Source organism: Lactobacillus gallinarum DSM 10532 = JCM 2011 (assembly GCF_001434975.1).
Lineage (GTDB): Bacteria > Bacillota > Bacilli > Lactobacillales > Lactobacillaceae > Lactobacillus > Lactobacillus gallinarum.
This window is the reverse complement of sequence record NZ_AZEL01000011.1, coordinates 45,981-70,183: the sequence shown is the minus strand read 5'-3', so window position 1 is coordinate 70,183 and position 24,203 is coordinate 45,981. Positions and strand designations below refer to the sequence as shown.

28 protein-coding genes, 1 other RNA gene, 2 pseudogenes and 1 other annotated feature are annotated in these 24,203 nt (G+C 36.5%); of the genes and pseudogenes, 2 read left to right on the top strand and 29 right to left on the bottom strand.

What is annotated here, in order from left to right:
- From tmk to rpmG, 23 genes and pseudogenes are all read right to left on the bottom strand, one after another.
- Positions 1-639, bottom strand: a complete 639-nt coding sequence (gene tmk, locus FC37_RS02350; RefSeq protein WP_025005214.1) for a dTMP kinase — start codon at positions 637-639, stop codon at positions 1-3.
- Positions 640-742: 103 nt separating this feature from the next.
- The gene (locus FC37_RS02345) at positions 743-982 is read right to left on the bottom strand and encodes a YaaL family protein (RefSeq protein ID WP_025005215.1); all 240 of its coding nucleotides are present in this window, start codon (positions 980-982) and stop codon (positions 743-745) included.
- Complete coding sequence (gene recR, locus FC37_RS02340; protein ID WP_025005216.1) at positions 982-1,581, bottom strand: recombination mediator RecR; 600 nt, start codon at positions 1,579-1,581, stop codon at positions 982-984. Before recR ends, FC37_RS02345 begins: the two co-directional genes overlap by 1 nt.
- Complete coding sequence (locus tag FC37_RS02335; RefSeq protein WP_003625916.1) at positions 1,582-1,917, bottom strand: YbaB/EbfC family nucleoid-associated protein; 336 nt, start codon at positions 1,915-1,917, stop codon at positions 1,582-1,584. It abuts the gene before it with no gap.
- 14 nt (positions 1,918-1,931) lie between these two features.
- Positions 1,932-3,719, bottom strand: coding sequence for a DNA polymerase III subunit gamma/tau (gene dnaX / locus FC37_RS02330; protein WP_025005217.1), 1,788 nt, complete (start codon positions 3,717-3,719; stop codon positions 1,932-1,934).
- 53 nt (positions 3,720-3,772) lie between these two features.
- Positions 3,773-3,872: signal recognition particle sRNA small type (gene ffs / locus FC37_RS09975), an RNA gene on the bottom strand.
- Positions 3,873-3,914: 42 nt separating this feature from the next.
- Positions 3,915-4,421 carry a tRNA adenosine(34) deaminase TadA gene (gene tadA / locus FC37_RS02325; RefSeq protein WP_025005218.1) on the bottom strand — a complete coding sequence of 169 codons (507 nt, stop codon included), beginning with the start codon at positions 4,419-4,421 and terminating at the stop codon, positions 3,915-3,917.
- Complete coding sequence (locus tag FC37_RS10555) at positions 4,411-5,040, bottom strand: class I SAM-dependent methyltransferase (protein WP_035434098.1); 630 nt, start codon at positions 5,038-5,040, stop codon at positions 4,411-4,413. The genes tadA and FC37_RS10555 overlap by 11 nt, the downstream gene beginning before the upstream one ends.
- A 9-nt stretch (positions 5,041-5,049) precedes the next feature.
- Positions 5,050-5,886, bottom strand: a pseudogene (locus FC37_RS10550) (potassium channel family protein); the annotation flags it as partial.
- Positions 5,887-5,961: 75 nt separating this feature from the next.
- The gene (rplL, locus tag FC37_RS02310; protein WP_003625909.1) at positions 5,962-6,324 is read right to left on the bottom strand and encodes a 50S ribosomal protein L7/L12; all 363 of its coding nucleotides are present in this window, start codon (positions 6,322-6,324) and stop codon (positions 5,962-5,964) included.
- A gap of 51 nt (positions 6,325-6,375) precedes the next feature.
- On the bottom strand, positions 6,376-6,888 hold the full coding sequence (rplJ, locus tag FC37_RS02305; RefSeq protein ID WP_025005219.1) for a 50S ribosomal protein L10: 513 nt from the start codon (positions 6,886-6,888) through the stop codon (positions 6,376-6,378).
- A gap of 42 nt (positions 6,889-6,930) precedes the next feature.
- Positions 6,931-7,052: a sequence feature (ribosomal protein L10 leader region), on the bottom strand.
- Positions 7,053-7,149: 97 nt separating this feature from the next.
- A pseudogene (locus FC37_RS02300) lies at positions 7,150-8,324 on the bottom strand (AEC family transporter).
- Between the two features lie 149 nt (positions 8,325-8,473).
- The gene (gene phoU / locus FC37_RS02290; RefSeq protein WP_025005220.1) at positions 8,474-9,151 is read right to left on the bottom strand and encodes a phosphate signaling complex protein PhoU; all 678 of its coding nucleotides are present in this window, start codon (positions 9,149-9,151) and stop codon (positions 8,474-8,476) included.
- A gap of 16 nt (positions 9,152-9,167) precedes the next feature.
- The gene (gene pstB / locus FC37_RS02285) at positions 9,168-9,923 is read right to left on the bottom strand and encodes a phosphate ABC transporter ATP-binding protein PstB (protein ID WP_025005221.1); all 756 of its coding nucleotides are present in this window, start codon (positions 9,921-9,923) and stop codon (positions 9,168-9,170) included.
- Position 9,924: 1 nt separating this feature from the next.
- A complete protein-coding gene (gene pstB, locus FC37_RS02280; RefSeq protein WP_025005222.1) occupies positions 9,925-10,722 on the bottom strand; it encodes a phosphate ABC transporter ATP-binding protein PstB in 798 nt (265 codons plus the stop codon).
- A gap of 10 nt (positions 10,723-10,732) precedes the next feature.
- Positions 10,733-11,620: a phosphate ABC transporter permease PstA gene (pstA, locus tag FC37_RS02275; RefSeq protein WP_025005223.1), complete on the bottom strand. Its 888-nt coding sequence runs from the start codon at positions 11,618-11,620 to the stop codon at positions 10,733-10,735.
- 2 nt (positions 11,621-11,622) lie between these two features.
- On the bottom strand, positions 11,623-12,618 hold the full coding sequence (gene pstC, locus FC37_RS02270; RefSeq protein WP_025005224.1) for a phosphate ABC transporter permease subunit PstC: 996 nt from the start codon (positions 12,616-12,618) through the stop codon (positions 11,623-11,625).
- A gap of 3 nt (positions 12,619-12,621) precedes the next feature.
- Entirely contained in the window at positions 12,622-13,488 is an 867-nt protein-coding gene (locus tag FC37_RS02265; RefSeq protein ID WP_025005225.1) for a phosphate ABC transporter substrate-binding protein, read from the bottom strand.
- A gap of 175 nt (positions 13,489-13,663) precedes the next feature.
- Entirely contained in the window at positions 13,664-14,356 is a 693-nt protein-coding gene (rplA, locus tag FC37_RS02260; protein WP_056945458.1) for a 50S ribosomal protein L1, read from the bottom strand.
- A gap of 82 nt (positions 14,357-14,438) precedes the next feature.
- Entirely contained in the window at positions 14,439-14,864 is a 426-nt protein-coding gene (gene rplK, locus FC37_RS02255; protein WP_013853556.1) for a 50S ribosomal protein L11, read from the bottom strand.
- A 128-nt stretch (positions 14,865-14,992) separates the two neighbouring features.
- Positions 14,993-15,550: a transcription termination/antitermination protein NusG gene (gene nusG / locus FC37_RS02250; RefSeq protein ID WP_025005227.1), complete on the bottom strand. Its 558-nt coding sequence runs from the start codon at positions 15,548-15,550 to the stop codon at positions 14,993-14,995.
- Between the two features lie 100 nt (positions 15,551-15,650).
- Complete coding sequence (gene secE / locus FC37_RS02245) at positions 15,651-15,818, bottom strand: preprotein translocase subunit SecE (RefSeq protein WP_025005228.1); 168 nt, start codon at positions 15,816-15,818, stop codon at positions 15,651-15,653.
- Positions 15,819-15,826: 8 nt separating this feature from the next.
- Positions 15,827-15,976: a 50S ribosomal protein L33 gene (gene rpmG, locus FC37_RS09965; protein WP_003549092.1), complete on the bottom strand. Its 150-nt coding sequence runs from the start codon at positions 15,974-15,976 to the stop codon at positions 15,827-15,829.
- Between the two features lie 197 nt (positions 15,977-16,173).
- Between rpmG and FC37_RS02240 the strand changes: the two genes are divergently transcribed.
- Together FC37_RS02240 and FC37_RS02235 are read left to right on the top strand one after the other, a co-directional pair.
- The gene (locus FC37_RS02240) at positions 16,174-17,916 is read left to right on the top strand and encodes a 1-deoxy-D-xylulose-5-phosphate synthase (protein WP_025005229.1); all 1,743 of its coding nucleotides are present in this window, start codon (positions 16,174-16,176) and stop codon (positions 17,914-17,916) included.
- Positions 17,917-18,039: 123 nt separating this feature from the next.
- Complete coding sequence (locus FC37_RS02235; RefSeq protein ID WP_025005230.1) at positions 18,040-18,921, top strand: helix-turn-helix domain-containing protein; 882 nt, start codon at positions 18,040-18,042, stop codon at positions 18,919-18,921.
- 9 nt (positions 18,922-18,930) lie between these two features.
- On the opposite strand, the gene FC37_RS02230 is transcribed toward FC37_RS02235, so the two are convergent.
- The 6 genes from FC37_RS02230 to cysS form a co-directional block, all read right to left on the bottom strand.
- Entirely contained in the window at positions 18,931-20,433 is a 1,503-nt protein-coding gene (locus FC37_RS02230) for a gluconokinase (protein WP_025005231.1), read from the bottom strand.
- Positions 20,434-20,547: 114 nt separating this feature from the next.
- On the bottom strand, positions 20,548-20,766 hold the full coding sequence (locus FC37_RS02225; RefSeq protein ID WP_025005232.1) for a P8 family protein: 219 nt from the start codon (positions 20,764-20,766) through the stop codon (positions 20,548-20,550).
- 75 nt (positions 20,767-20,841) lie between these two features.
- Positions 20,842-21,387, bottom strand: a complete 546-nt coding sequence (locus FC37_RS02220) for a sigma-70 RNA polymerase sigma factor region 4 domain-containing protein (RefSeq protein ID WP_025005233.1) — start codon at positions 21,385-21,387, stop codon at positions 20,842-20,844.
- Between the two features lie 142 nt (positions 21,388-21,529).
- Positions 21,530-22,282, bottom strand: a complete 753-nt coding sequence (gene rlmB / locus FC37_RS02215) for a 23S rRNA (guanosine(2251)-2'-O)-methyltransferase RlmB (RefSeq protein ID WP_025005234.1) — start codon at positions 22,280-22,282, stop codon at positions 21,530-21,532.
- Positions 22,269-22,712: a Mini-ribonuclease 3 gene (locus FC37_RS02210; RefSeq protein WP_025005235.1), complete on the bottom strand. Its 444-nt coding sequence runs from the start codon at positions 22,710-22,712 to the stop codon at positions 22,269-22,271. Before FC37_RS02210 ends, rlmB begins: the two co-directional genes overlap by 14 nt.
- Positions 22,705-24,129 carry a cysteine--tRNA ligase gene (gene cysS / locus FC37_RS02205; RefSeq protein WP_420889354.1) on the bottom strand — a complete coding sequence of 475 codons (1,425 nt, stop codon included), beginning with the start codon at positions 24,127-24,129 and terminating at the stop codon, positions 22,705-22,707. The genes FC37_RS02210 and cysS overlap by 8 nt, the downstream gene beginning before the upstream one ends.
- Positions 24,130-24,203 lie beyond the last annotated feature (74 nt).

The following is a 24,203-nucleotide window of genomic DNA, read 5'->3' as shown; positions in this document are numbered from 1 at the left end:
TTAAAATATCTCTGGCAATCTTTTTTCTAGAGTTTCAATTACTTGATTTACGACATCATCAATTGGTTGACTGGCATCAATTGTTACAAAACGATCTGGATATAAATTCTTCACTTTTAAAAATCCAGCATAAACTTTTTTATGAAAAGCCATATTTTCTTGTTCTAACCGGTCTTCTTGGCCTGGACGAAGTTTTTGAATTCGATTAAGACCAACTTCAGGAGCAATATCCAAAAAGAAAGTCAAATCAGGATCTAATTTTCCTGTCGCAAAATCATTAATTTGCTTAACTTCTTTGATCCCTAAATCTCGGCCTTCTCCTTGATATGCTAGTGAACTATCAACAAAACGATCTGAAAAGACAATCTTGCCTTCACTAAGAGCTGGACGAATTATTTCTTCTACGTGTTGACTTCTTGCAGCCGCATATAGAAGCGCCTCTGTTTTGGCATCCATTTTATCATTTGCTGGATCCAAAATAATATCGCGAATTTTTTCTGCAATTTTTGATCCACCGGGTTCTCGAGTCACAAGATATTGTGTCTTAAGTTTAGGGCCAATCTTATCCAAAACCTCTTTTAAAACTGTACTTTTTCCTGCGCCATCAGGACCTTCAAAACTAACAAAATAACCTCTCATAAAATCCTCCATAGGTCTATTTTACAGAAGTTTCACATAGATTAACAGCCCTAGCAATTTTTAATTTATAAAATTAAAAAAGTCCCATAATGGGACTTAAATTTTACTGCGTAATCGCATTAGTGATACCACTAAATCTTGTGCCTCGATGACGGGCTTCATTATATAAAAAAGTATACTTTGCTTTTAAAATTCTACCTTGAATATAATTATCATCTGATAAATCCAAAGTATTTTGATCTAGATCTTGTTCTAAAGCTAGTTGATTCTGCAATTTTTCAATTTCAGTTACTAGCTTTTGATCACCTAGTTCTTTAATTTTATTTTTATTTCTTCTAGCCATTATAATGCCGTTCTTCCTTGCACTGCTCGCTTTAAAGTAATGGAATTAGCATATTCAATATCACTGCCCACAGATAAGCCAGCTGCTAATCGAGTAACCTTAATTCCGGCTGGCTTAATTAACTTGCTAATATACATAGCAGTTGATTCGCCTTCTGGAGTTGAGTTAAGAGCTAAAATTACTTCTTTTACATCATCATTTTTTTGTAAACGAGTAATCAATGACTTAATATTAATCTCTTCTGGTCCAATTCCATCCATTGGAGAAAGAACACCGTGAAGCACATGATAAAGACCATCATATTCACCCATATCTTCAAAAGCCATCAAATCCTTAGGTTGTTCAACAACCATAATGGTAGTTTGATCACGATTAGGATTGGAGCAAATATCACAAACTTCTTTTTCAGTAATATTTCCACAAATAGGACATTGATGAATATCATTCTTCACTTGAATTAAAGCTTTAGAAAAATCTTCAACATCCTTTTCTGGCATATCCATTGTATAAAAAGCCAAACGAGTAGCAGTCTTTTCACCTACTCCAGGCAGCCTCATATAAGCATCAATCAAATGAGCTATTGGTAATGGATACTGCAATTACATCAAACCTTTCGTGTACTTGCCTAAACTTGCTTGAGTTGCTTCATCAATTTGAGATAATCCTTTGTTAACAGCATCAATGACTAAATCTTGAAGCATATCTGGATCATCTGGATCAATTGCTTCTTTATCGATCTTAATGTCTTTAAGCTTACGATCGCCTGTAAAAGTAGCTACTACAAGATCATCAGCTGACTTACCAGTAAATTCTTGTGCAGTAATATTTTCTTGTTCTTGGGCCATTTGTGCTTGAAGCTTCTTTGCTTGCTTCATCATTTGTTGCATGTTCATTCCGCCCATGCCCATACCGCCAAAGTTAGGTCTTCTACTCATTTTAATTCTTCTCCTTAATCTTTAATCGTTACAGCATCCCCAAAGAGATCTTTAGCCTTATTCACTATTTCAGAATTTTCTTTAGATTCTTTATTTTCAATCTGTTGCTTTTTCTTAGCAAGCAGTTCTTCCTTGTGACTTTCGACAAATTCTTTTCTCACAGCAAGCCAATCATCATCTGGGACTAACACAATTCCATATGAATGCTTAGCAAATTTCTCAATCAAATCTGTCAACTTATCCAGTAAGTCACCATCTGAAGCATTTTCAAACCATAAAGTATACTTACACTTCATTACAACCTGGTCTGGACTAGCAGCCACAGGTTCAAGAACATCTAATAATGCTTTCTCTGAAACTTCTAACACAGATTGTAAATCTGGCCATACATTCTTAATAGCGGTCAGATCTTCTTTGGTTGCATTTTCAAGAACATGATAAACCTGTTTTCGATTTTCTGCTGTAGTTTTTTTGATTTTTCTTGGTGATTTTTTAACTTCCTTAACAATTGTCTTTTTGGTAATTTTAGGAGACGTCTTTGGTACAGCCGTATCCAAATGGAACACTTGATCCTTAGCCAGTATTGGCTTATTGGACAGCTTACTAATTTGTTGCGTTAAGTCTACTACCTGTTTTTTTAATGCAGCTAGTTCTGCTTGCATATTAGTATTAACTTTAGCTGGAGCAGCTTGAACCGGAGCAGCTGTCGAAGATGCTACTTGCTCTTCTTGCTTGCTGCCAGCTTCTACTAAAAATACTTCAAGCGGAATTTGTTGCTGATTAGTGTAACGCAGATCATTCAGTGCTTTATTTGCTAAAGTAATCAGACGATAGAATATATTTGTAGGTATATCCTTAATTTTTTGTACAAAATCTTCAGATAAAAACGTACTCTGGTTGTCGTCTCCCGCCTTGATCAACATCAAACTCTTAGTTGCCATCTCAATCAATTCATCCAAAATGTTTTTAGAACTAGCCCCTTGCGCTAATTCAGTTTGAGCTAATTTTAAAGCTGATTCTGGATTCTGCTCCAGCAATGCTAACAATATTTTTTCAATATTTTCCTTTGCAGCAAAGCCTGTAATTTCCAAAGCGTCTTGATAATTGACGCTTTCTTTCTCATAGCTAAGCAGCTGATCCAAGATACTAAGCGCATCCCGCATCCCACCATCTGCTACTTGTGCAATGACAGCTAGAGCTTTATCTTCATATTTGATATTCTCCTGATCAAGAATATATTTCATTCTCTTCTCAAGATCATCTTTTGAAATGCGTTTAAAGTTATAGCGTTGCGTTCTTGAAATAATAGTAGCTGGAACCTTCTGTAATTCGGTTGTCGCCAAAATAAACACAACGTGTTCTGGTGGTTCTTCTAGTGTCTTAAGCAATGCATTAAAAGCACCCATTGATAGCATATGAACTTCGTCAATAATGTAGACTTTATATTTTCCTTCTGTTGGAGCATATTTTACCTTATCGCGAATCTCACGAATTTCATCTACACCATTGTTAGAAGCCGCATCAATTTCCATAATATCAGGCATTGAACCTTTATCTGCAGCTATACAATTAGCACATTCATTACAAGGTTCGCCATCTTGAAGATTAGTACAGTTTAACGCTTTAGCAAAAATTTTAGCACAGGAGGTTTTACCTGTACCGCGAGGTCCCGCAAATAAAAATGCATGGGATACTTTGCCTCTTTTAATCGCATTTTTAAGAGTATCAGTAATTGACTCTTGGCCAATCACACTATCAAAAGTCCGTGGTCGCCATTTACGATATAGCGCTTGATAAGCCATAAATTCTCTTCCCTAGTAAAAAAACTCCTAACTCTTTAAAAGAGTTAAGAGTTTGTAATTGTCTAATAAAAGGCACATGCCTGAACAACCTTAGTGCTGCTACCTTCCGGTCCTGACACGATTCAGAGGTCAAACATTGCCCACAAAGTATCATAACGTATTTCGCAATTTTTTTCTAGTTTCTAGCCTAAAAATTTAATTATTTTCTGCTTTTTTAGCTAATTTTTCGGCCTTTTGTTTTTCTCGAATTGCACGAAAGAAATCCTTCAGCATTTGAGCACATTGATCACGATATAAACCACGGATGCTATGTGGATGGTGATTAAACTTTTCCACCTCAAACAAATCCACAACTGATCCACAAGCTCCAGCTTTTGGATCAAGTGCACCAAAGTAGACATCCTTAATTCGCGAGTTAATAATTGCACCAGCACACATTGGACAAGGCTCCAGCGTAACAAATAAACTGCAATCGATTAAACGCCACATACCCAAATTATGACATGCTTCTTTGATAGCAATCATTTCAGCATGTTGAGTAGCATCTTCGTCTAATTCCCGCCTATTATAGCCTGTGCCTATTACTTTTCCTTCGGGATCAACTACTACTGCTCCGATAGGAACCTCTCCTTGCTTCTCAGCCTCTTTAGCTTGATCTATGGCTAATTCCATATATTTCTTTTTATTAGCGCTAGACAGCATTATTATCCCTCTTAACAGACTTCAAAATATAGTATCCCTTATCTCTAGTAAGAATCTCACAATTTCCATAGGTAGCAGTCATCAACTTACGTGCACTAGGTTCGCCTTGCTTTTTCTGAATAACTACTAAAAGTACGCCCTGATCAACCAAATGATCGCTCGCACCGGCAATGATGTCACTGACAACTTTTTTACCGGCTCTAATTGGCGGATTGGTTAAAACTAAGCCGTACTTCTTATCCACCTGTGCATAACAATCAGAGGAATAAATATTTACGTTTGAAATGTGATTTACTTGTGCATTCTGTTTAGCCAAATTCAAACCACGCTCATTGACATCAACCATGTCGACAGTTTGACTAGGCCAAAACTTTGCAGCAAATAATCCAATAGGACCATATCCTGTTCCCACATCTAAAATATTTTCTTGTGGAAAAGTCACTTCTTTCATGGCTTTGATCAAAACGCCAGAGCCGTAATCCACGCGCATTTTTGAGAAAACACCAGCGTCAGTGGTAAATTTCAAATCAATGTTATCCACATGATAATCAATCACATGTTCATCATGCGCAGTCGTTGGATCTGTCGCAAAATACATTTGATTTTTATCTGTACTCATCCTATTTTCCTTTCTTTTTTCCAGCCAATCTTTAAATTTTTCTACTTCATTTTCATCTCGTCTCTTTTTTAAAGATTGAATTTCTGCTTGCATTTGCTTATTTTGATCAGCTAAATCTTTGTTTTGTTTCTCAAGATCATCAAGCTTTTTTAGTACTAATTCAATATCGTCATGCGTATGTAGTGTATTTGCACCATTAGTTTTACGCATTAAGTAAGAAGTAATTGATGAGGTAAGCATTCCGACTATACCAATTCCTAACAGCATAATAACTAGTGTAACAAATTTACCCACAATACTATGAGGAGGAATAGTTTTTCCAAATATTGCATCATATCCTACCGTTGATGCCGTCGATAAAGCCCACCAAAATGCAGTATCTAATGACACATGCTCGGTAATTGCAAACGCCTCAGCACCAACTAATAAGAAGGTAATAGTAAAAAAGACAACATACAGCAAACCGTTAGTATGAAAAATTATTTTTAATTTTCCCATTAGGCCTGCAAGACGAATCAATCTTAACAATCTTAAATCAGAAACTAAACCTGATAAATTAAAAATATTTAACCCCACAAATAATAATCCTATTGGAATAATAGATAATAAATCATAAATGTGGGTTTTAAAATACAGCTTTTTATCATCCGCTTCATAGAAGCGATAAAAATAATCTATTGCAAAAAATAAAACAATAGCACAGTTTATCCAAAACCATTTACTGGTTGGCTGATTTATACTGATGACAGCAGCAAAATCTAAAATAATTAAAAAAATAGAAATGATAGACAAAATTGCCATTACCCATTGATAGGGAGTTAATTTTTTATCTAAACCAATCATCATAAAATTTATTATACAAAAAAATAAGCTCTTCGCACATAGCAAAGAGCTTATTCTTAATGCCCAGTTGGGCTGTAACTATTTAAGGGTTACAGTTGCGCCAACTTCTTCAAGCTTAGCCTTGATGTCGTTAGCTTCGTCTTCTGAAACGCCTTCCTTAACGTTCTTAGGAGCACCATCAACAAGGTCCTTTGAGTCCTTAAGGCCAAGACCAGTAATGTCACGAACTGCCTTAATAACCTTAACCTTTTCTTGACCAGCTTCAGTCAATTCAACGTCGAATTCTGACTTAGCAGCACCTGCGTCTGCAGCACCTGCAGCAGCAACTGGAGCAGCAGCAGTAACGTCAAATTCGTCTTCAATAGCCTTTACAAGGTCGTTCAATTCAAGAATTGAAGCACCCTTTAATTCTTCAATAATCTTATCAGTATCTAAAGCCATTTAAGTATCCTCCGAAAAATTAGAATTTAGATATTAAATATAATTTCTTTATTATTCAGCTGTGTCTTCATCCTTAGATTCAGCAACAGCCTTAACAGCATAAGCGAAGTCGCGGATAGGAGCTTGCAATACAGAAACAAGCATTGAAAGCAAACCTTCGCGGCCTGGGATTGAAGCAAGTTCTTTGATTTCATCCTTAGAAGTCAACTTGCCTTCAAGCATACCACCCTTGATTTCGATAACATCGAAATCATCTTCGTACTTAGAAACGATACGTGCAGGTTCGGTAATGTCATCAGCGTTATCAGTGTAGATAACAGCAGTTGGGCCTACGAAAGTATCATCAAGACCTTCAATACCAGCCTTAGCAGCAGCACGTCTCAAGTAGGTGTTCTTGATAACCTTCATCTTAACGTCGTTATCACGAAGTTCCTTACGCATGTTAGTAACTTCTTCAACAGTTAAACCAAGGTAGTTGATTACCAAGATAGCCTTAGCAGCTTTAAGTTCTTCAGCAAATGCATCAACGAGCTTTTCCTTTTCAGCAATAGCAGCTTTACTCAAATTATTTCACCTCCATGATTACATTGATAAATTCTATAAGGCCTTTTAAAGCAAAAACTCCATGCCGAAAGACATGGAGCATAAAAATCTTCATTATCTTCTGGCCTCGGCGGGATTTTGAGGCGTCATGCCACCCGAGTCTTAGGTAGAATTTACAGTTATTTAGTATAGCAGGCAAAAGTCGAAATAACAAGTAGTAAATTAAAAATAAGTCAAAAAAATAAGATCAACTGCAGTTGATCTCATCTTTTACTTTATAAATTAGTGAAATACACCAGCAATAATTGGCAAAAGCCAAATCCAGAAAATACAACTTACTGCAAAGAAGACAGTTGAAACAGCAACGGAGCTGGCACCCTCTTTAACATAAATATTGTAACGACTGGAAATGATGATTCCTGAAAATGCTGGTGGTAATCCAGTAGCTAAACAAATCATTGAAATTTTTTGAGTGTCCATACCACATAAGTATGAAACTAGCACAATAATTCCAGGGGTTAAGAACAAACGGAAGAATGTGTTCCAAATAACTTCCTTATCAATTGAAAATTTAACAGTCGATAAGGCTAACTCAGCTGCTAAAACGGCTACACCAGCGTTGGCTTTAGCAATCAAGTCAAAAGTTGGTGCCCATGAAGCTGGAATTCTAATTCCAATTAAAACAAAGATAACAGCCAAAAGTGGAGCTGCAGCAACTGGCTTTTTAACAGCATTAATAACTGACTTTAATGTTGGATTCATTGGTTTAGCATCTTTTTTGCCAGCGTGATCAGCAAATTCCGCATGCATTAAATCAATTTCACGTTGAATACCAACTTCACTCAAAGCTTTAGCTTCTTCATCACTAACAGGAACGTTATCAGGAACTGAAACTTTCTTAATAGTCTTCTTATTAGTACCCTTTTGTCCAACTTTAATTTCCACTTGAGTAGAACCGTTGCTCTTCTTAGCGGCAACCTTTTGCTTTAATTTATCTTGTCCCTTATTAATTAAGGTCAAGCCTAATGGAATAGTAATCGCATTAACTACGATTGAAACGATCCCAATAACCAAGTTAGTATTGGTGTTATTACCATAAATTGGATCAAGTACGGCAAAACCCAAAAAACCGATGGTTGGTGAACCAGCAATTAGCGCACAAATGGCAGCTTCTTGTGTTGAACGATGAAACATTAATTTGTCCAAGTAATAACTAACCATAAATAGGCCTGTTACACCTATTATTGATATCAAAGTTAAAACGATATCTTGAGCAAACATTTCTCTTGTGGCTTTAACAATTGAAATGAACAAGGCGCCGGCAAAGCAATATTAAGAACTAACTTGTTTAACCCCTGGCGTTGATCATCATCAAAGAATGTAAATTTGCCGCAAATATAACCTAATAGCATAATGACAAGGATAGGCACGATGTCATTTACCAAAATTGCAACCACAATTCTCCTCCTGAGATGATATCTCTTTTTTATATTGTGCTAACTTTCCATATATGAATATACTTTTGTTATGAGCATTTATCTGTAAAAAGTAAAATAATAACGTAAATAATTAAAAAAAGAGAAAAGCTGTGCTTTCCTCTTTCAATTTATATGGTTTTAGTCTCACTTGGATTCGTTAATTCTTCTAGTTCACCAGTAGTTTTGTAAACAACCCAGCTAGCTAAATTAACTATGTGATCTCCAATTCGCTCTAACAATCTAGTTACAACAAAATAACTAGATGATGCCACTGCTCTAGATGGATCATCTTCAATACCATCAACAATTAACTTTCGTGCTCTAACATAATCATGGTCAATTACGCCATCACGACTGGCAACTTCTCGCGCCATCTTTTCATCATCTTGTACGTAAGCCGTCAAAATTTGAATAAGCATGTGACGAACATTGTGAGTCATATTTGAAATGATCTCTTCAACTTCAGGAATTCTCGGATTACCCTTTACACGAATTGTTTCAAGAGCAATACTCATGGCATTTTCACCGATTCTTTCCAAATCAGTTGTTGCCTTCAAAATACTAATAACTACTCTGAAGTCAGTAGCTACTGGTTGTTGTAAGGCCATTAATTTCAAGGCCTTTTTTTGAATATCGATTGATTCAGTAGGAATCTTTTCTTCATTATCAACCATAGATTGAGCTGTCTTCTTATCATGATCAACAAATGCGCGTGTGGCTTGATCGATTTGATCATTTACAAAAACACCCATTTCCATAAATTGCGTGTTTAATTTCTTTAATTCATCTAAAAATATTTCGTGCATCTTTATACCTCAAAATTTAACCAAAACGACCGTTAAGATAATCACTCGTTATTTGCTTTTCAGGTGCAATAAACATTTCTTCAGTTGGCCCTGCTTCAATTAGATCACCATTCATTAAAAACGCTGTTTGATCAGAAATTCGCCCTGCTTGCTGTAAGTTATGAGTCACCATAATAAAAGTATATTGATGCTTCAATTCCATTAAGGTCTCCTCAATCTCACTACTTGATATCGGATCAAGCGCACTAGTCGGTTCATCCAAAAGCACTACTTTAGGTCTAACAGCCAAGGCACGAGCAATACAAATTCTTTGCTGTTGTCCACCAGAAAATGCTTGTGCATTGCGCTTTAAATTATCTTTAGTTTCTTTCCAAATAGCCGCTTGCTTTAGACTTTCTTCAACTCTTTGGTCAATTAAATCTTTATCTTTAACGCCAGCTATTTTTAAACCGTAAGCCACATTGTCATAAACCGAAAATGGAAATGGTGTTGGCTGCTGGAAAACCATCCCTACTTCCTTACGTAGCTTAACTAAATCCATTTTAGAGCTATAAATATTTTGCCCTTCAAACTTAATCTCACCAGTGATCTTTATATTTTCAATATCATCGTTCATTCGATTTAAGCAACGCAAAAAGGTAGATTTACCACATCCCGAAGGTCCAATCAATGCAGTTAATTCCTTCTCTTGAAAATTAAGATTGACGCCATGAAGTGCCTCATAATTGCCATAGCTCAAATGAACATCTTTTGCTGAAATAATTGTTGTCATTTTAACCAAAACTTCCCTGAATATATTCCTCAGTAATCTTACCTTTAGGATTTGTAAAAATATCCGCAGTGGAATTATATTCAATTACATGCCCTAAATGGAAGAATGCAGTATAATCACTAATTCTTGATGCCTGCTGCATATTGTGAGTTACCATAATCATTGTATATTTACTTCTAAGCTGCTTTAAAGTATCTTCTAGCTTTGAAGTAGAAACAGGATCTAGTGCACTAGCTGGCTCATCTAAAAGCAATACTTCAGGTTTAACAGCCAAAGCTCTTGCAATACATAAACGTTGCTGTTGTCCACCAGATAAAGCCAAGGCACTTTTATCCAATTTATCCTTTACTTCATCCCACAAAGCAGCAGCACGCAAGCTTTCTTCTACAATTTTGTCGAGCTCATTTTTATTAGTTTGCCCATCAGCCTTTAGTGCATAGACGATGTTTTCTCTAATTGACTTAGGGAATGGATTAGGACGTTGAAAAACCATCCCAATATTTTTCCTTAATTCATAAACATTAATGTTAGGCTTATTCACATCTAAGCCATGAAACCAAATTTCGCCATTAACCGTTGCTACTCGATCATTCATTCGATTAAGTGATCGTAAAAAAGTAGATTTTCCAGAGCCTGAAGCTCCAATTAAGGCCGTAATAGTATTCTTCTTAAACTGTAAACTAGCATCAAAAAGCTTTTGTACTTTTCCACCATACAAAACACTTAGATCCTTTGTAGAAAGCTCTAAATCATCCTTGGCAAAAGTTTTAACGTAGCTTTGTTTTAATTCTTGTTGCATCATATCACCTTTATTTAGCTGCGGTTAGCTTGCGGTACAATTTATTACCCAAATAACGTGCACCTAAATTAAACACAATTACCACAATCACCAGCAAAGCAGATGTAGCCGCAGAAACAATAGTTGCATCTGGAATAATCCCCTCTGTATTAACCTTCCAAATATGAACTGCAAGAGTTTCTGCTGGACGCATTACATTTAATGGGCTTGTCGGACTAAATGGATTCCAATCTGCATAATTAATGGTTGACCCACTCTGACCTGCAGTATAAATTAATGCAGCTGCTTCACCAAAAATTCGTCCTGCACTTAAAATGATACCGGTCAAAATACCAGGAAGCGCTGCAGGCAAAACAATACCACGAATGGTTTTCCAATTAGATAATCCTAATGCTAAACCAGCTTCACGTTGATCTTGTGGCACACCTTTAATCGCTTCTTCAATGTTACTGGTCAAAATAGGCAAATTAAAAAATGTAAGAGCCAAAGCACCAGAAATGATTGAAAAGCCTAAGCCAAATTGAACTACAAAAAGCAAATAGCCAAATAACCCAACTACGATTGAAGGCAAAGAACTCAAAATTTGGATAGTCGTACGAATCAAATTGGTAATCCAATTATCTTTAGCATATTCTGCCAAATAAATTGCAGCACCTAGCGCAATTGGCAATGAAATAATAGTAGTTAAGACCAATAGATATAATGAATTAAATAATTGATCTCGCACCCCTCCACCAGCTTGATAAGATGAAGCCTCTGAGGATAAGAAATGCCATGATAAATGAGGAACACCAGTAATTAAAATATTCCCTAAAATACCAGCCAGAATTAATACAACGATTCCAACTAAGATGTAGATAACAGCGGTTGCTAATTTATCTTTCTTTTTTGCATCCATCTTTATTTCTGGCCTCTCTTTCCAATTAACTTAACTAGGAAGTTAAATACTAATGACATAATCAAAAGCAATAATGCTAATGACCATAATGCATTGTTAGGCAATGTCCCCATAACGGTATTTCCCATTTGACTGGTCAATTGACTAGTCAAAGTTGCGGATGGACTAACCAAATTGTATGGCATAAGAACTGCATTACCAATAACCATCTGTACGGCTAATGCTTCACCAAATGCTCTAGCCATACCAAAAATTACCGCTGTCAAAATTCTAGGAGTTGCTACACGCAAGACAACATGGTAAATAGTTTGCCAATGAGTTGCACCTAATGCCATTGATGCTTTTCTGAAATGACTAGGTACGGCTTTTAGACTATCTACAGTTAAAGAAGTAATAGTTGGTAAAACCATGACGAATAAAACTAAAGTAGCTGCTAAAATACCAAAACCTGTTCCACCAAATAATGTTCTGATTACAGGAATAATGATCGTTAATCCTAAGAAACCATAAACAACTGATGGAATACCAACCAATAATTCTGTTACTGATTGTAAAAATGAAGCACCTTTTTTAGAGGAGTATTCTGTCATGTAGAGCGCAATGGCTACCGCAAATGGTGTAGCTACAAGAGCTGCTAAAAGCGTTACCGCAAACGAGGTAACGATCATTACTGCGGCACCGACGTGATTCTTTCCTTCACCAGGATCCCAATCAGTTGAGGTCAAGAAATGAAAGACATTTACATGATTATCAATAAAAGTTGCGAGGCCGTGATAACCTACAAAGCCAATAATGGATACAACTAATACTATAATTAATCCAATAGCAAAATAAGTTAATCCTTTACCCCAATACTCTTGATGAGTTTCTTTAGAAGGCTTAGTTAATTTCTCAATATCAACGCTACTCGGACCCATCTTTTTTAATTTAACGTGTGGGACCTGCTGATCAGCAATAGCTTGATCAACTACTTCTTTTAATTTATCTTTATCATTCATAAATTATTTTCCTACTTTGATAACTCGATTATCACTATCTCGAGTTACTTTCATATCATCAATACTCAAATAACCGATTTTAGGTACAAGATCATGTTGTACCTTTTTACCTAACATATACTTAATAAATGCCTTTGTCTTCTTGTCTGGTTTGCCTTTAGTATACATATGCTGATAAGCCCATAATTGCCACTTATTAGTAGTAATGTTCTTATTAGTTGGCTTAACACCATCGATACTAAGTTTTTGAATATTGTCACCATTAGCATATGGGAAAGATATGTAGCTAATTGTTCCAGGCGTCGTATCAACGATTTTTTTAACCGCACCATTTGAATCCTGCTCTTGAGACTTAATAGCTTTTTGCTTATGTAAAACAATGTCTTCAAAAGAGTCTCTGGTACCACTGCCTTTAGAACGATTAACGACAATAATTGGAACGTTCTTTCCACCAAGTTGTTTCCAATTAGTTAGCTTACCGGTAAAAATTTGTCGTAGTTGTTTCATAGAGACATTCTTAACACCGACGCCTTTATTTACAATTGGTACAATACCAACAACTGCGACTTTATAGTCTTTAAGCTTCTTTGCATCGATTCCCTTTTTAGTCTCTGCAAAAACATCAGAGGTTCCAATCTGAACAGCACCAACTTGTACTTGGCTCAATCCAGTGCCTGATCCACCACCTTGAACAACAATGTTGCTGCTTGGATGGGTCAACCGATAATCATTACCAGCTTGCTCTGCTAGAAGCTGTAATGCACTAGAACCAACAATTGTAATTTTAGAATTATCTTTAGCACATCCAGTTACACAGGCTAACATCAACAACACTAAAATTAATATTTTTCCAATAGAATGTTTTTTCATTAACACTTTCCTTAAGTAAATAGAATACGATTTCATATAGACAATTAATGATACCATGTAAAAAAATGCTAGGTCAATCACGTCTAGCGCTTACCCAGCTCTAATTAAGTTAAGTTTTTCTTAAGCACAAAAAAAGTCTCGCATGTGCGAGACCTTTTATTAATCAGTTTTTAAATTAGTCCAAGTTTAATGGATCAAGCTTGATACCAGGGCCAAAAGTAGCTGAAACAGCAACACTCTTGATGTATTGACCCTTAGCTGAAGCTGGACGTGCACGTAAGATAACATCACGTAAAGCATCAAAGTTTTCAACTAATTGATCTTCAGTGAATGAAACCTTACCAATTGGAGTATGAATAGCTGCTTGACGGTCAACACGGTATTCTACTTGACCTGCCTTAACGTTCTTAACAGCCTTTTCGATGTCCATAGTTACAGTACCAGTCTTAGGGTTTGGCATTAAGCCCTTAGGTCCAAGGATACGACCCAAACGACCTACCTTAGCCATCATCATTGGGGTTGCAACTACAACGTCAAAGTCCAACCAACCGTCTTGGATCTTTTGTACTAAATCATCTGAACCAACAAAGTCAGCACCTGCAGCCTTAGCTTGATCAGCTTGTGGACCTTCAGCAAATACTACAACGGTTTGAGTCTTACCAGTACCATTTGGCAAAACAAGTGAACCACGAATTTGTTGATCTGCTTGCTTAGGATCTACGCTTAAGTTGTAAGCTACATCAATTGTAGCGTCGAAGTTAGCGTATGAAGTTTCCTTAACAAGTTTCATAGCTTCTGCTACTGAGTATAATTTATTTGAGTCTACCTTCTTGGCAGCATCTAAATATTTCTTACCATGCTTTGGCATGTGATTTCCTCCTTGTATATGTGGTCAAATGAGCTTCTCTAACTCTCCCACCTAAAGTGTTAACTAAATAAAATTAACAGGATTAGTCTTCGACTTCGATACCCATACTTCTAGCGGTACCTTCAACCATGCGCATAGCAGCTTCAATATCAGCAGCGTTAAGGTCTTTCATCTTAGTCTCAGCAATTTCCTTGACTTGATCCTTGGTTACCTTACCAACCTTCTTGGTGTTAGGTTCACCTGAAGCCTTCTTGATCTTAGCAGCTTGCTTTAAAAGCACTGGTGCTGGTGGAGTCTTAGTAATGAATTCGAATGAACGATCTTCATATACTGTAATAACTACAGGGATAATCATGCCCTTTTGGTCAGCAGTTCTAGCATTGAAGTCCTTAGTAAAACCAACAATGTTAATACCAGCTTGACCCAAAGCAGGACCAACTGGAGGAGCTGGGGTAGCAGCACCAGCTGGGATTTGTAACTTAACTACGTTAATAACTTTCTTTGCCACGGTCAAAACCTCCTTGATTCCGTGATGCGGTTAAAATGGAGAATTTTCCTTTTTTTCTCCTCCCACAATAATAAACGTACCGTATTAGGATAACATCGTTTAGCTGCAATTACAACTAAAATTTATAGTTATTCGTTTACATCTAGCTTTTTAACTTGATCGTAATCAAGTTCAGCAGTAGTAGCACGACCAAACATATCAACTGAAACATATAACTTGTATTTATCAGGTTGAATATCAGTAATCTTACCTACCATGCCATTAAATGCACCTTCAATAATAGTTACTGATTCACCAATTTCAAAGTTTTCAGTTGGCTTCTTAGCAGGTTTGCCTTGATTTCTAAGAAGACGTTCTACTTCTTCAGGAAGAAGTGGTGAAGGTTTTGAACCACCACCGTGTGAACCAACAAAGCCAGTTACGTTAGGGGTATTTCTAACGATAAACCAACTTTCGTCGGTCATAACCATTTCGACTAAAACATAACCTGGGAAAATCTTTTCTTCAATTTCTTGTTTCTTACCGCGAACAGTTTCAACTTTTTCTTCTTCGGGAACCATTACACGAAAGATATAATCTTGCATCCCCATGCTTTGAGCACGAGAAAGTAAATCTGACTTAACCTTGTCTTCGTAGCCAGAATAAGTATGTAAAACGTACCATTGCTTTTTTGCAGTTTCGACCATAATTCTTCTCCTTGTTTTTGGGTAAACAAAAAAACCTCCCACAGAGGTTTTTCTTAGCTGTCATTATTATAACATGAACCAATAATAATTTCTATTCTGATTACATATGTTGAGTTAACCAGCTAAAGAGCCAGTCAAGTGCACCCAAATATGCAGCAAACAAAATTGAACTTGTAATAACAATCATAGTATCATGTCTATTTTGTTTTGCAGTTGGCCAAGTAACCAATTTCATTTCATGGGCAACGCTTTTAAAGAACTTAATCATTAACCTTTTTACCTCGTTTCCTTGTGTAAAGTCATCTTACCGCAATGCTTGCAGAACTTCTTCAGTTCAAGTCGCTGAGTGCGATTTTTACTTGCGGTGATTGAGTAGTTGCGTGACCCACATACACTGCAGGCTAAAGCTGCTTTTTTCACTGCCATAATCTCACTTCCAAACTTTTATATAAAAACACATACTTATTCAGTATTTTATACTGTCAAATGCAATTACGTCAATATTCTAAATTAGAATTACCAATAACTAAAACCTATCCTAATCCATAGCAACTTAATATTTCAAATAGTTCTATCACTTATCTATAATAAGTTTAACGAGTTTTTAGAAAGGACTACTTTAAATGAGCAAACATCCAGAATATTTATTAAATAAAATCTCTGGTCCACAAGACTTAAAGAAATTATCTATCGCTCAAATGCAACAATTGGCACAAGAAATTAGAACCTTAATCTTAGAAAAAGACGCTGCTGAAGGTGGGCACTTAGGACCTGATCTCGGAATTGTCGAAGCTACTATTGCTTATCATTATGTTTTCGATGCTCCAAAAGACAAGATTGTATGGGATGTATCTCACCAAACCTACCCACACAAGATGTTAACCGGCCGTGCTCTTGCTTGGCTTGACCCTGATCATTATGAAGATGTTACTCCATACAGCAATCCTGACGAAAGTCCATACGATTACTACGCCGTTGGCCACACCTCTACTTCAATTGGACTTGCAACTGGAATGGCAAAGGCTAGAGACCTAATGGGTAATCACGAAAACATCATGGCCTTAATTGGTGATGGTTCAATGACTGGTGGTCTTGCTTATGAAGGCTTAAACAATGCCGCAATTGAAAAACATAATTTAGTTGTGGTAGTTAATGATAACCAAATGTCCATCGATGAAAACGTTGGTGGTTTAGTCACTGCTTTAAAGAAGTTACGTGATTCAAATGGTGAAACTAAGGAAAATCCATTTACTGCAATAGGCTTCGACTATCGTTATGTTGCCGATGGTAATGATATTAAATCAATGATTGAAGCCTTTAAAGCAGTCAAAGATGTTGATCACCCTATTCTTTTGCATATCAATACTTTAAAAGGTAAAGGCTACAAACCAGCAATTGATGAAGAAGAGGCTCACCACTGGGTAATGCCATTCGATTTAAAGACTGATAGGCCATTAGCACCTGCTAGTGAGGCACCAACTGCTAATTCAGTTGCTTTAGATGTTGTTAGTGAAGAAATCGAAAAAGGCACTAACTTAATGGCAATCAACGCTGCTATTCCTGGTGTCTTTGGCTTAGATAAAATTAAGAACAAATATCCAGACCACTACACAGATGTTGGTATTGCTGAACAAGAATCTGTTGCTTTTGCAGCTGGTGCTGCTAAGGAAGGCGCAGTTCCAGTTTTATTTGAAAATTCCACTTTCTTGCAACGTGCATTTGACCAATTATCACATGATGTCGCAGCTAATGATTTACCAGTAGTCATGATGGTTGCTGGTGGCGGAGTCTCGGGCACCAGTAAAACTCACCTTGGTATTTTTGACCAAGTAATGATTTCTAACTTGCCTAACTGGATTTACTTAGCTCCTACTAATTTAGCTGAAGAAAAAGCCATGATGAAGTGGGCAATCAAGCAAAGAAAACACCCTGTAGCTATTAAGATACCAACTAAGGCTGTCCCTGAAAATGGTGACGCTCAAGAAGATTACAGTGAAATCACCTACCAAATTAAGCCAGGTAAAGACGTTGCTATCTTAGCTTTGGGTGACATGTATGCAATACTTGGTGAAAAAGTAGCGCAAGAACTTAACGCGACCTTAGTTAACCCAGTTTCAGCTAATATTTTAGACAAAGATGCTCTAGATAAATTAGCTAAAGAAAATAAAGTCATCGTCACTATTGAAGACAATACTTTAGATGGTGGGTTTGGTGAAAAAGTAGCTTCCTACTTAGGCGACAAAGATGTCAAAGTTTTGAACTATGGTCAAAAGAGAGTTTACACTGATCAAACGCCATTAAAGGATATTTTAAAAGACAACCGAATGACGGTTGAACAAATTGTTGAAGATATCAAAAATGCTTAGAAATTAATAATTATATCTAAAAAAATCTTCGGGTGATTTATCCGAAGATTTTTTCATGGCAAAATAAGTCGAGTAGTTTTTCAATTAATCCTGCATAATACAAGCTGTAAGGAGGTAAAAATTTTGGAACAAATTGAATCAGTTCACCGGATGCAAGAATTTATTCAAAATCATTTGTCTGAACAGATCACACTTACTGCATTATCAAAGGTTTCATTATATTCACCTTGGTATTCCTATCGTCTATTCGTAAGCTATCTCAACATGACGCCAGCACAATATATCAGACGGGTACGTTTATCACAAGCTGCGTTAAAATTGCGAGATTATCAAGATCGCATTACTGACATTGCATTAGAAAGTGGCTTTAAGAGTGTAGATGGTTTTCAGCGAGCTTTCTACCGCGAATTTAAATGCAATCCTAGTGAATATGCTGCACATCCTGTTCCAATTTATCTATTTAATCCTTATGGCGTTAAATACAAACCTAATAGATATAGAAAGGAGTCTCCCATGAATACTACTAAGAAAATTTCTATTCAGGTTGTTGATAAACCTAAAAGAAAAGTAATTATTAAACGCGGCATTAAGGCAACTGATTACTTAGACTACTGTGATGAAGTTGGCTGTGAAGTATGGGGATTGCTTAAAAGCATTAAATCAATCAGTGGAGAACCTGTTTGCCTCTGGCTACCTGCTAAATATCGTCAGCCCAATACTTCCGAATATGTTCAAGGTGTTGAAGTAGCAACAGATTATAACGCTCCAGTGCCAAAAGGGTTTGACGTTATTGAATTACCCGCTGCTAAATATTTAATGTTTAAAAGTGCACCATTTGCAGAAGAAAACTGCGGTGCAACTATTGAAGATGTAAGAGCAGCAATTAAAGAATATGATCCTAAAACTAAAGGCTATCTTTGGGATGAATCTAATCCAAGAATTCAACTTGAACCTATCGGAAGCAGAGGTTACATTGAACTGCTGCCTATTAAGAAAATAGACTAGATATATTCTCTAATTTTTAAAATACATCTTTTGAAAAGAAGATAATTTCTGATAAGAAGTAGCTAAATCGTTCTCAATTTCACGATAAAGTGGAACCATTTTTTGATAAATAGCTGCTTCTTTTTTGTGGGGATAATAAACTTTGTCATTTTCAACAAATTGTCCTATTTCATCAATCTTTTTATTTAGCCCTAATACCTGTCTTGCTAAAAACATAGCTGCAAGCGTTCCACTTTGTTGCTCCTTCATCGTGACAATCGGCACATCAAAAATATCAGCACACATCTGTCTAATAAAATCACTTTGCATAAATCCGCCAGTTGCATTTATCGCAGCTGGTTTTTTAGTACTTTCAATTAACCCCGTTGCTGCATCGTAAAGATTAAAGATAATCCCTTCGATTACTGCTTGTGCCATCTCAGACTTGGTATGCTGACGAGTCAGGCCAACAAAAGAACCGCGAGCCTTTGCATCCCAAATAGGTGCACGCTCTCCACCTAAATATGGTAAAAAGATCAAGCCTTTACTACCAACCGGTGCATTTTTAGCCAATTGCAAGAAATCCTCTACTGTTGCTTTTTCATCTAGCAAAGTTCGTCTTGCCCAATCCAGTACAATTCCACCATTATTTACGGGACCGCCTAATAAAAATTGCCGTTTGCTTGCTGGATAGCAAAAATAACGCGCATCTTGATCTATTTGTGCCCTTTTAACAATCGTTCGCACGGCACCGGAAGTACCAACATTTAATGCAAAATGATTTTTGTCCACAACATTTACACCAATCGTGGACAAATAGCCATCGCTTGCGCCTAAAACAATCTTCGCGTCCGCACTTATCCCCAGCTTATGCACATACTTTGCGCAAATTTCTCCCACAACCGTTGCCGGATCAGCTAAACTCGGTAATTTAGCTGCATCAATTTCTGCCGCTTTTAACAAATCTTGATCCCAATCTAATGTTTTTAGATTAAGCATCCCTGTTCCAGCTGCCATCGTTGTATCTGTCACAATTTTGCCAGTCAAACGATAAATAATATATTCCTTAATCCCAATCCATTTTTGTACCAGGTGAAAAAGATCAGGATTACTCTGCTTTAGCCATATCAATTTATAAATCGGAGCCATCGGATGGAGCGGCATTCCCGTTTTTTGATAAATCTTCTGTGCTAAGTCAGTCTCTTTTGCTTCTTCAACTACAGTGATGCAGCGATTATCTGCCCAGGTAATGCTATTAGTCAAAACTTGATTATTTTTCCCTAGCCCAATTAAACTGTGCATTTGACTCGACCATGAGATTGCCGCAATTTTCCCCTGCACTTCTTTAGCCAATTTAAAAATAATCTTTTGCACCGCATTAAAGATTACCTGTGGATCTTCTTCTGCTTGCCCTAATTCCTTTTGAATTAATGGATAGCTTTGACTTACAATCATAATAGTTTGACCATCTAAATCATATAGCACTCCCTTAGTTGCAGTTGTTCCAATATCTATGCCAATTATGTATTTCATAAATTTAATCCTTATTCATTCTTTGCAACAAAAAAACAGCTACCGGAGAGTAGCTGTCTTTGGTAGTCAAACATGCGTGACCACGGTGCGTAGAACATTGTTTTTTAGTCGGATTTACTTCTTAAGATTTTCGTTAACGAAGGCTTCGATTTTATCATCTGAGTCTTTCAAAAATGGAAGCATATCTTCTTCCGCCTTCATGGTATCTCTACCATTCTTTTCCATAAAGTAGTCCCAAAGGGCATCTCTAACTGGCATGTTTGAATCACTCCAGTCAAAAGCTTCCTTCATGTGACGGTCTAACAATGCAGTCTTAATAATTTCGTCTGCCATCTTAAATTACCTCCTAAAATATTCTACATTTAGTATTATACCGCACTTTCTTTTGATCAGCTACAAATTGAAATATTAAAAAAGAACATTCCTCATCTTTTGAATCGTTCTAGATCTCGCCCGTAATAGTTTGGCAGCTCCAATATTCAAATGATTAATTACATACTCAACGCTCATCTCACCTAAAATTGTTAATAATGCAATTAGTTCAAGCCGGGATAAGCTTTTGACAAAATTATTATAAGTATCATCAATTGGAATCGCGAGTTCAGAACGTTTAGGCTCATTAATACTTTGCAAATCAAGTCTCTCTAAAGAAACCGAATTATTATACGTTCGCCGCCTTAATGCAGTATGATAGCGTACCAAAGTTCGCGCATGATTAGTCAACTTAGCTTTATATAAACCCGCAAAATTGCCTTTACGCTCAGAATAAACCATGGCCGCTTCATAACAAATAATCATCGCCTCTTGCTGCCAATCATTTTGATCATAATGACGTAAATAATATCCCTTCAGCACTTTGTTGACTAGGGGTTGATATAAAGTAAACAACTCCTTTAAGGCTTCGTCATCTCCTCTTTTAACTTGCTTAATCAACTTCTTTTCTTTAGCTTGCATTTATATTTCCTCTCAACTTTTCTTCGTTGAGAATACCTGTAGCCCTCTGAAGTCGAGAAGAAAACAAACGTTTATTGTCACACAACTATTTCCCTGTATAAAAAAAGATGGACAAAGCCATCTCTTTGTCCACCTCTATTAATTAATGCAACGGGTGTCTACTATTATAAGCCTGATAAAGTAAAACTCCTGTAGCCACACTCGCATTCAAAGATTGCACATGTCCAATCATTGGTAAAGTGATTGTTTGATCCATTTGCTTTTTAAGCAATGGCGCAATTCCCTTACCTTCATTACCAATTACTAAAACCGTTTTCCCTTTAGCATTCCATTCACGATAATCCGTACCAGCCATATCTGTTCCGAATACCCAATAGCCGCGCTTTTTTAATTCTTTGGTAGTTTGTACCAAATTATTGACGCGAGCAACTGGCACATAATCGATTGCCCCTGTTGAAGTTTTTGCTACAACTGAGGTCAATCCTGTTGCATGGCGCTTAGGAATAATAATCCCGTCAACACCAGTGGCATCAGCAGAACGCAAAATTGAACCTAAATTATGAGGATCTTCAATTGAATCAAGCATCAATAAAAATGGTTCTTTACCTTCATCATCAAATTGATCCAATAATTTGCTTAAATCGGCATATTCAAAACTAGAAATAGCCAAAACTAAGCCTTGATGATTACCACCATCAACCAAACGATCAAGTTTATTTTTAGGCACATTTTGAATTACTAATCGCTTCTTTTTACAAATAACATAAACCTGATTAGCAAAATCTTCTTGAATACCATGTTGTAAAAATACTTTATTAATTTTATCAGCACTTTGTGTCTTTAAATAATCAAGACCAGCATGGCGCCCAAAAACGAAATCTTTACTTGAAGTCATAATCTTTTAATCCATCCTCTTCTACGGTATTAATGCACCATTCAGTCAACTCTTGAACGCGATCATTTTTATTCAATAAATCAAGATAACCAATCATAGCTTCAAAACCAGTGGATAATTGATAGGTCTTTAAACTAGTATTTTTAGCTTTAGTATGACTCTTGGCATTACGACCGCGGCGGAAAGCTGTTAATTCAGCTTCAGTTAATCGCTCTTCATCTTGCAATTTAGTAACTAAGCCGGCTTGAGCTTTAGCTGAAACATAATGAGTCGCTTCACGCTGCAAGACCTGCGGCTTAACAATTCCGCCTTTAACTAAATGACGGCGAATGATTACTTCATAAACTGCATCCCCCAAATAGGCAAGCGTTTGTCCATTCAAAGTATCCGGATTTACTTCTTCTTCCGTTAATTTCTTTATTTTAATCACGAGTCCACCTTGTCCCTTGTGGAGTATCTTGAATAGTGATACCCATTTCTTTTAATTGATCACGGATTTGATCACTAGTTTCCCAATCCTTGTTCTTACGTGCTTCATCACGCTTTTTAACCAATTGATCAATTTCATCATCATTTGAACCTGCACTTTGACTGCAGAGCTTTTCAGTATCGATACCAAATACCAACAGCCATGCGGAAAGCTTATCCTTAAAAAGCTTCAATGATTCTTTATCAGCTTTTTCTGCATTGGCATTAGCGTTAATTACTGGCAACAAATCATAAATAGCGGTTAAAGCATTTTGAACATTAAAGTCATCATCCATTGCAGCTTCAAATTCTTCATTTGTTTTATTAATAGCAGTTGCTAACTCACTTGAATCTTCACTTGGCGTGTCATCTTCAAGACGGTAATTGATGTTAACTAAAGTATTTTTAAATCTATCTAAAATAGTAGCAGCTTGTTGCAAGTTTTCTGCAGAATAATTAATCTGACGACGATATTGTACGCTTGCCATAAAGAAACGCAAAACTTGTGGATCAACTTCTTTTAAAATGTCGTGTACAGTCACAAAGTTGTGTAATGACTTAGACATTTTTTCTTGATCCTTACCCACAGTCACAAAACCATTGTGAAGCCAGTAATTAACGAATTTTTTACCAGTTTTAGCTTCACTTTGGGCAATTTCATTTTCATGGTGCGGAAATTCCAAGTCTTGACCACCGCCATGGATATCAATTGTGTCACCTAAATATTTAGTAGACATTACTGAACATTCAATATGCCAACCTGGACGCCCCTTGCCCCATGGAGAATTCCAAGCAATTTCATCTGGTTCTTTTTGAGCTTTCCAAAGAGCAAAATCAATTGGGTCTTCCTTTCGATTTTGTTCTTCATCATTGATATGTTCTGAAGCGCCCTCTTCAAGTTGTTCAATATTTTGATCACTGAGCTGTCCATAATGCTTAAATTTCTTAGCACGGTAATAAACATCACCATGACTCTCATAAGCATAGCCCTTATCAATTAAAGTTTGAACAAAATTGATGATCTCTTTAATTTCATGAGTAGCACGGGGATGCAGTGTTGCCGGCTCGATATTTAAAGCAGTTGTATCCTCTAAAAACGCATTAATAAACTTTTCAGCTAACTTAGGAACCGTGGTGCCTTCAGCACGGGCTTCGTTAATCATCTTGTCATCAACATCAGTAAAGTTAGAAACATACTTAACCTTATAGCCCTTGTACTCCAAATAGCGTCTAATAGTATCAAAGGCAATTGAGCTACGAGCATTTCCGATGTGAATATAGTTATACACAGTAGGTCCACAGACGTACATGCTAATTTGTCCTGGAACTAAAGGTTTAAATTCTTCTTTTTTACGCGTCAGTGTATTATATACTTTCACGGCTAACACTTATCCCTTCTGTAAAAATAGCTATCCTTATTTTAGCAAATGAAAAAAGAAGTTGCAGTTATCTG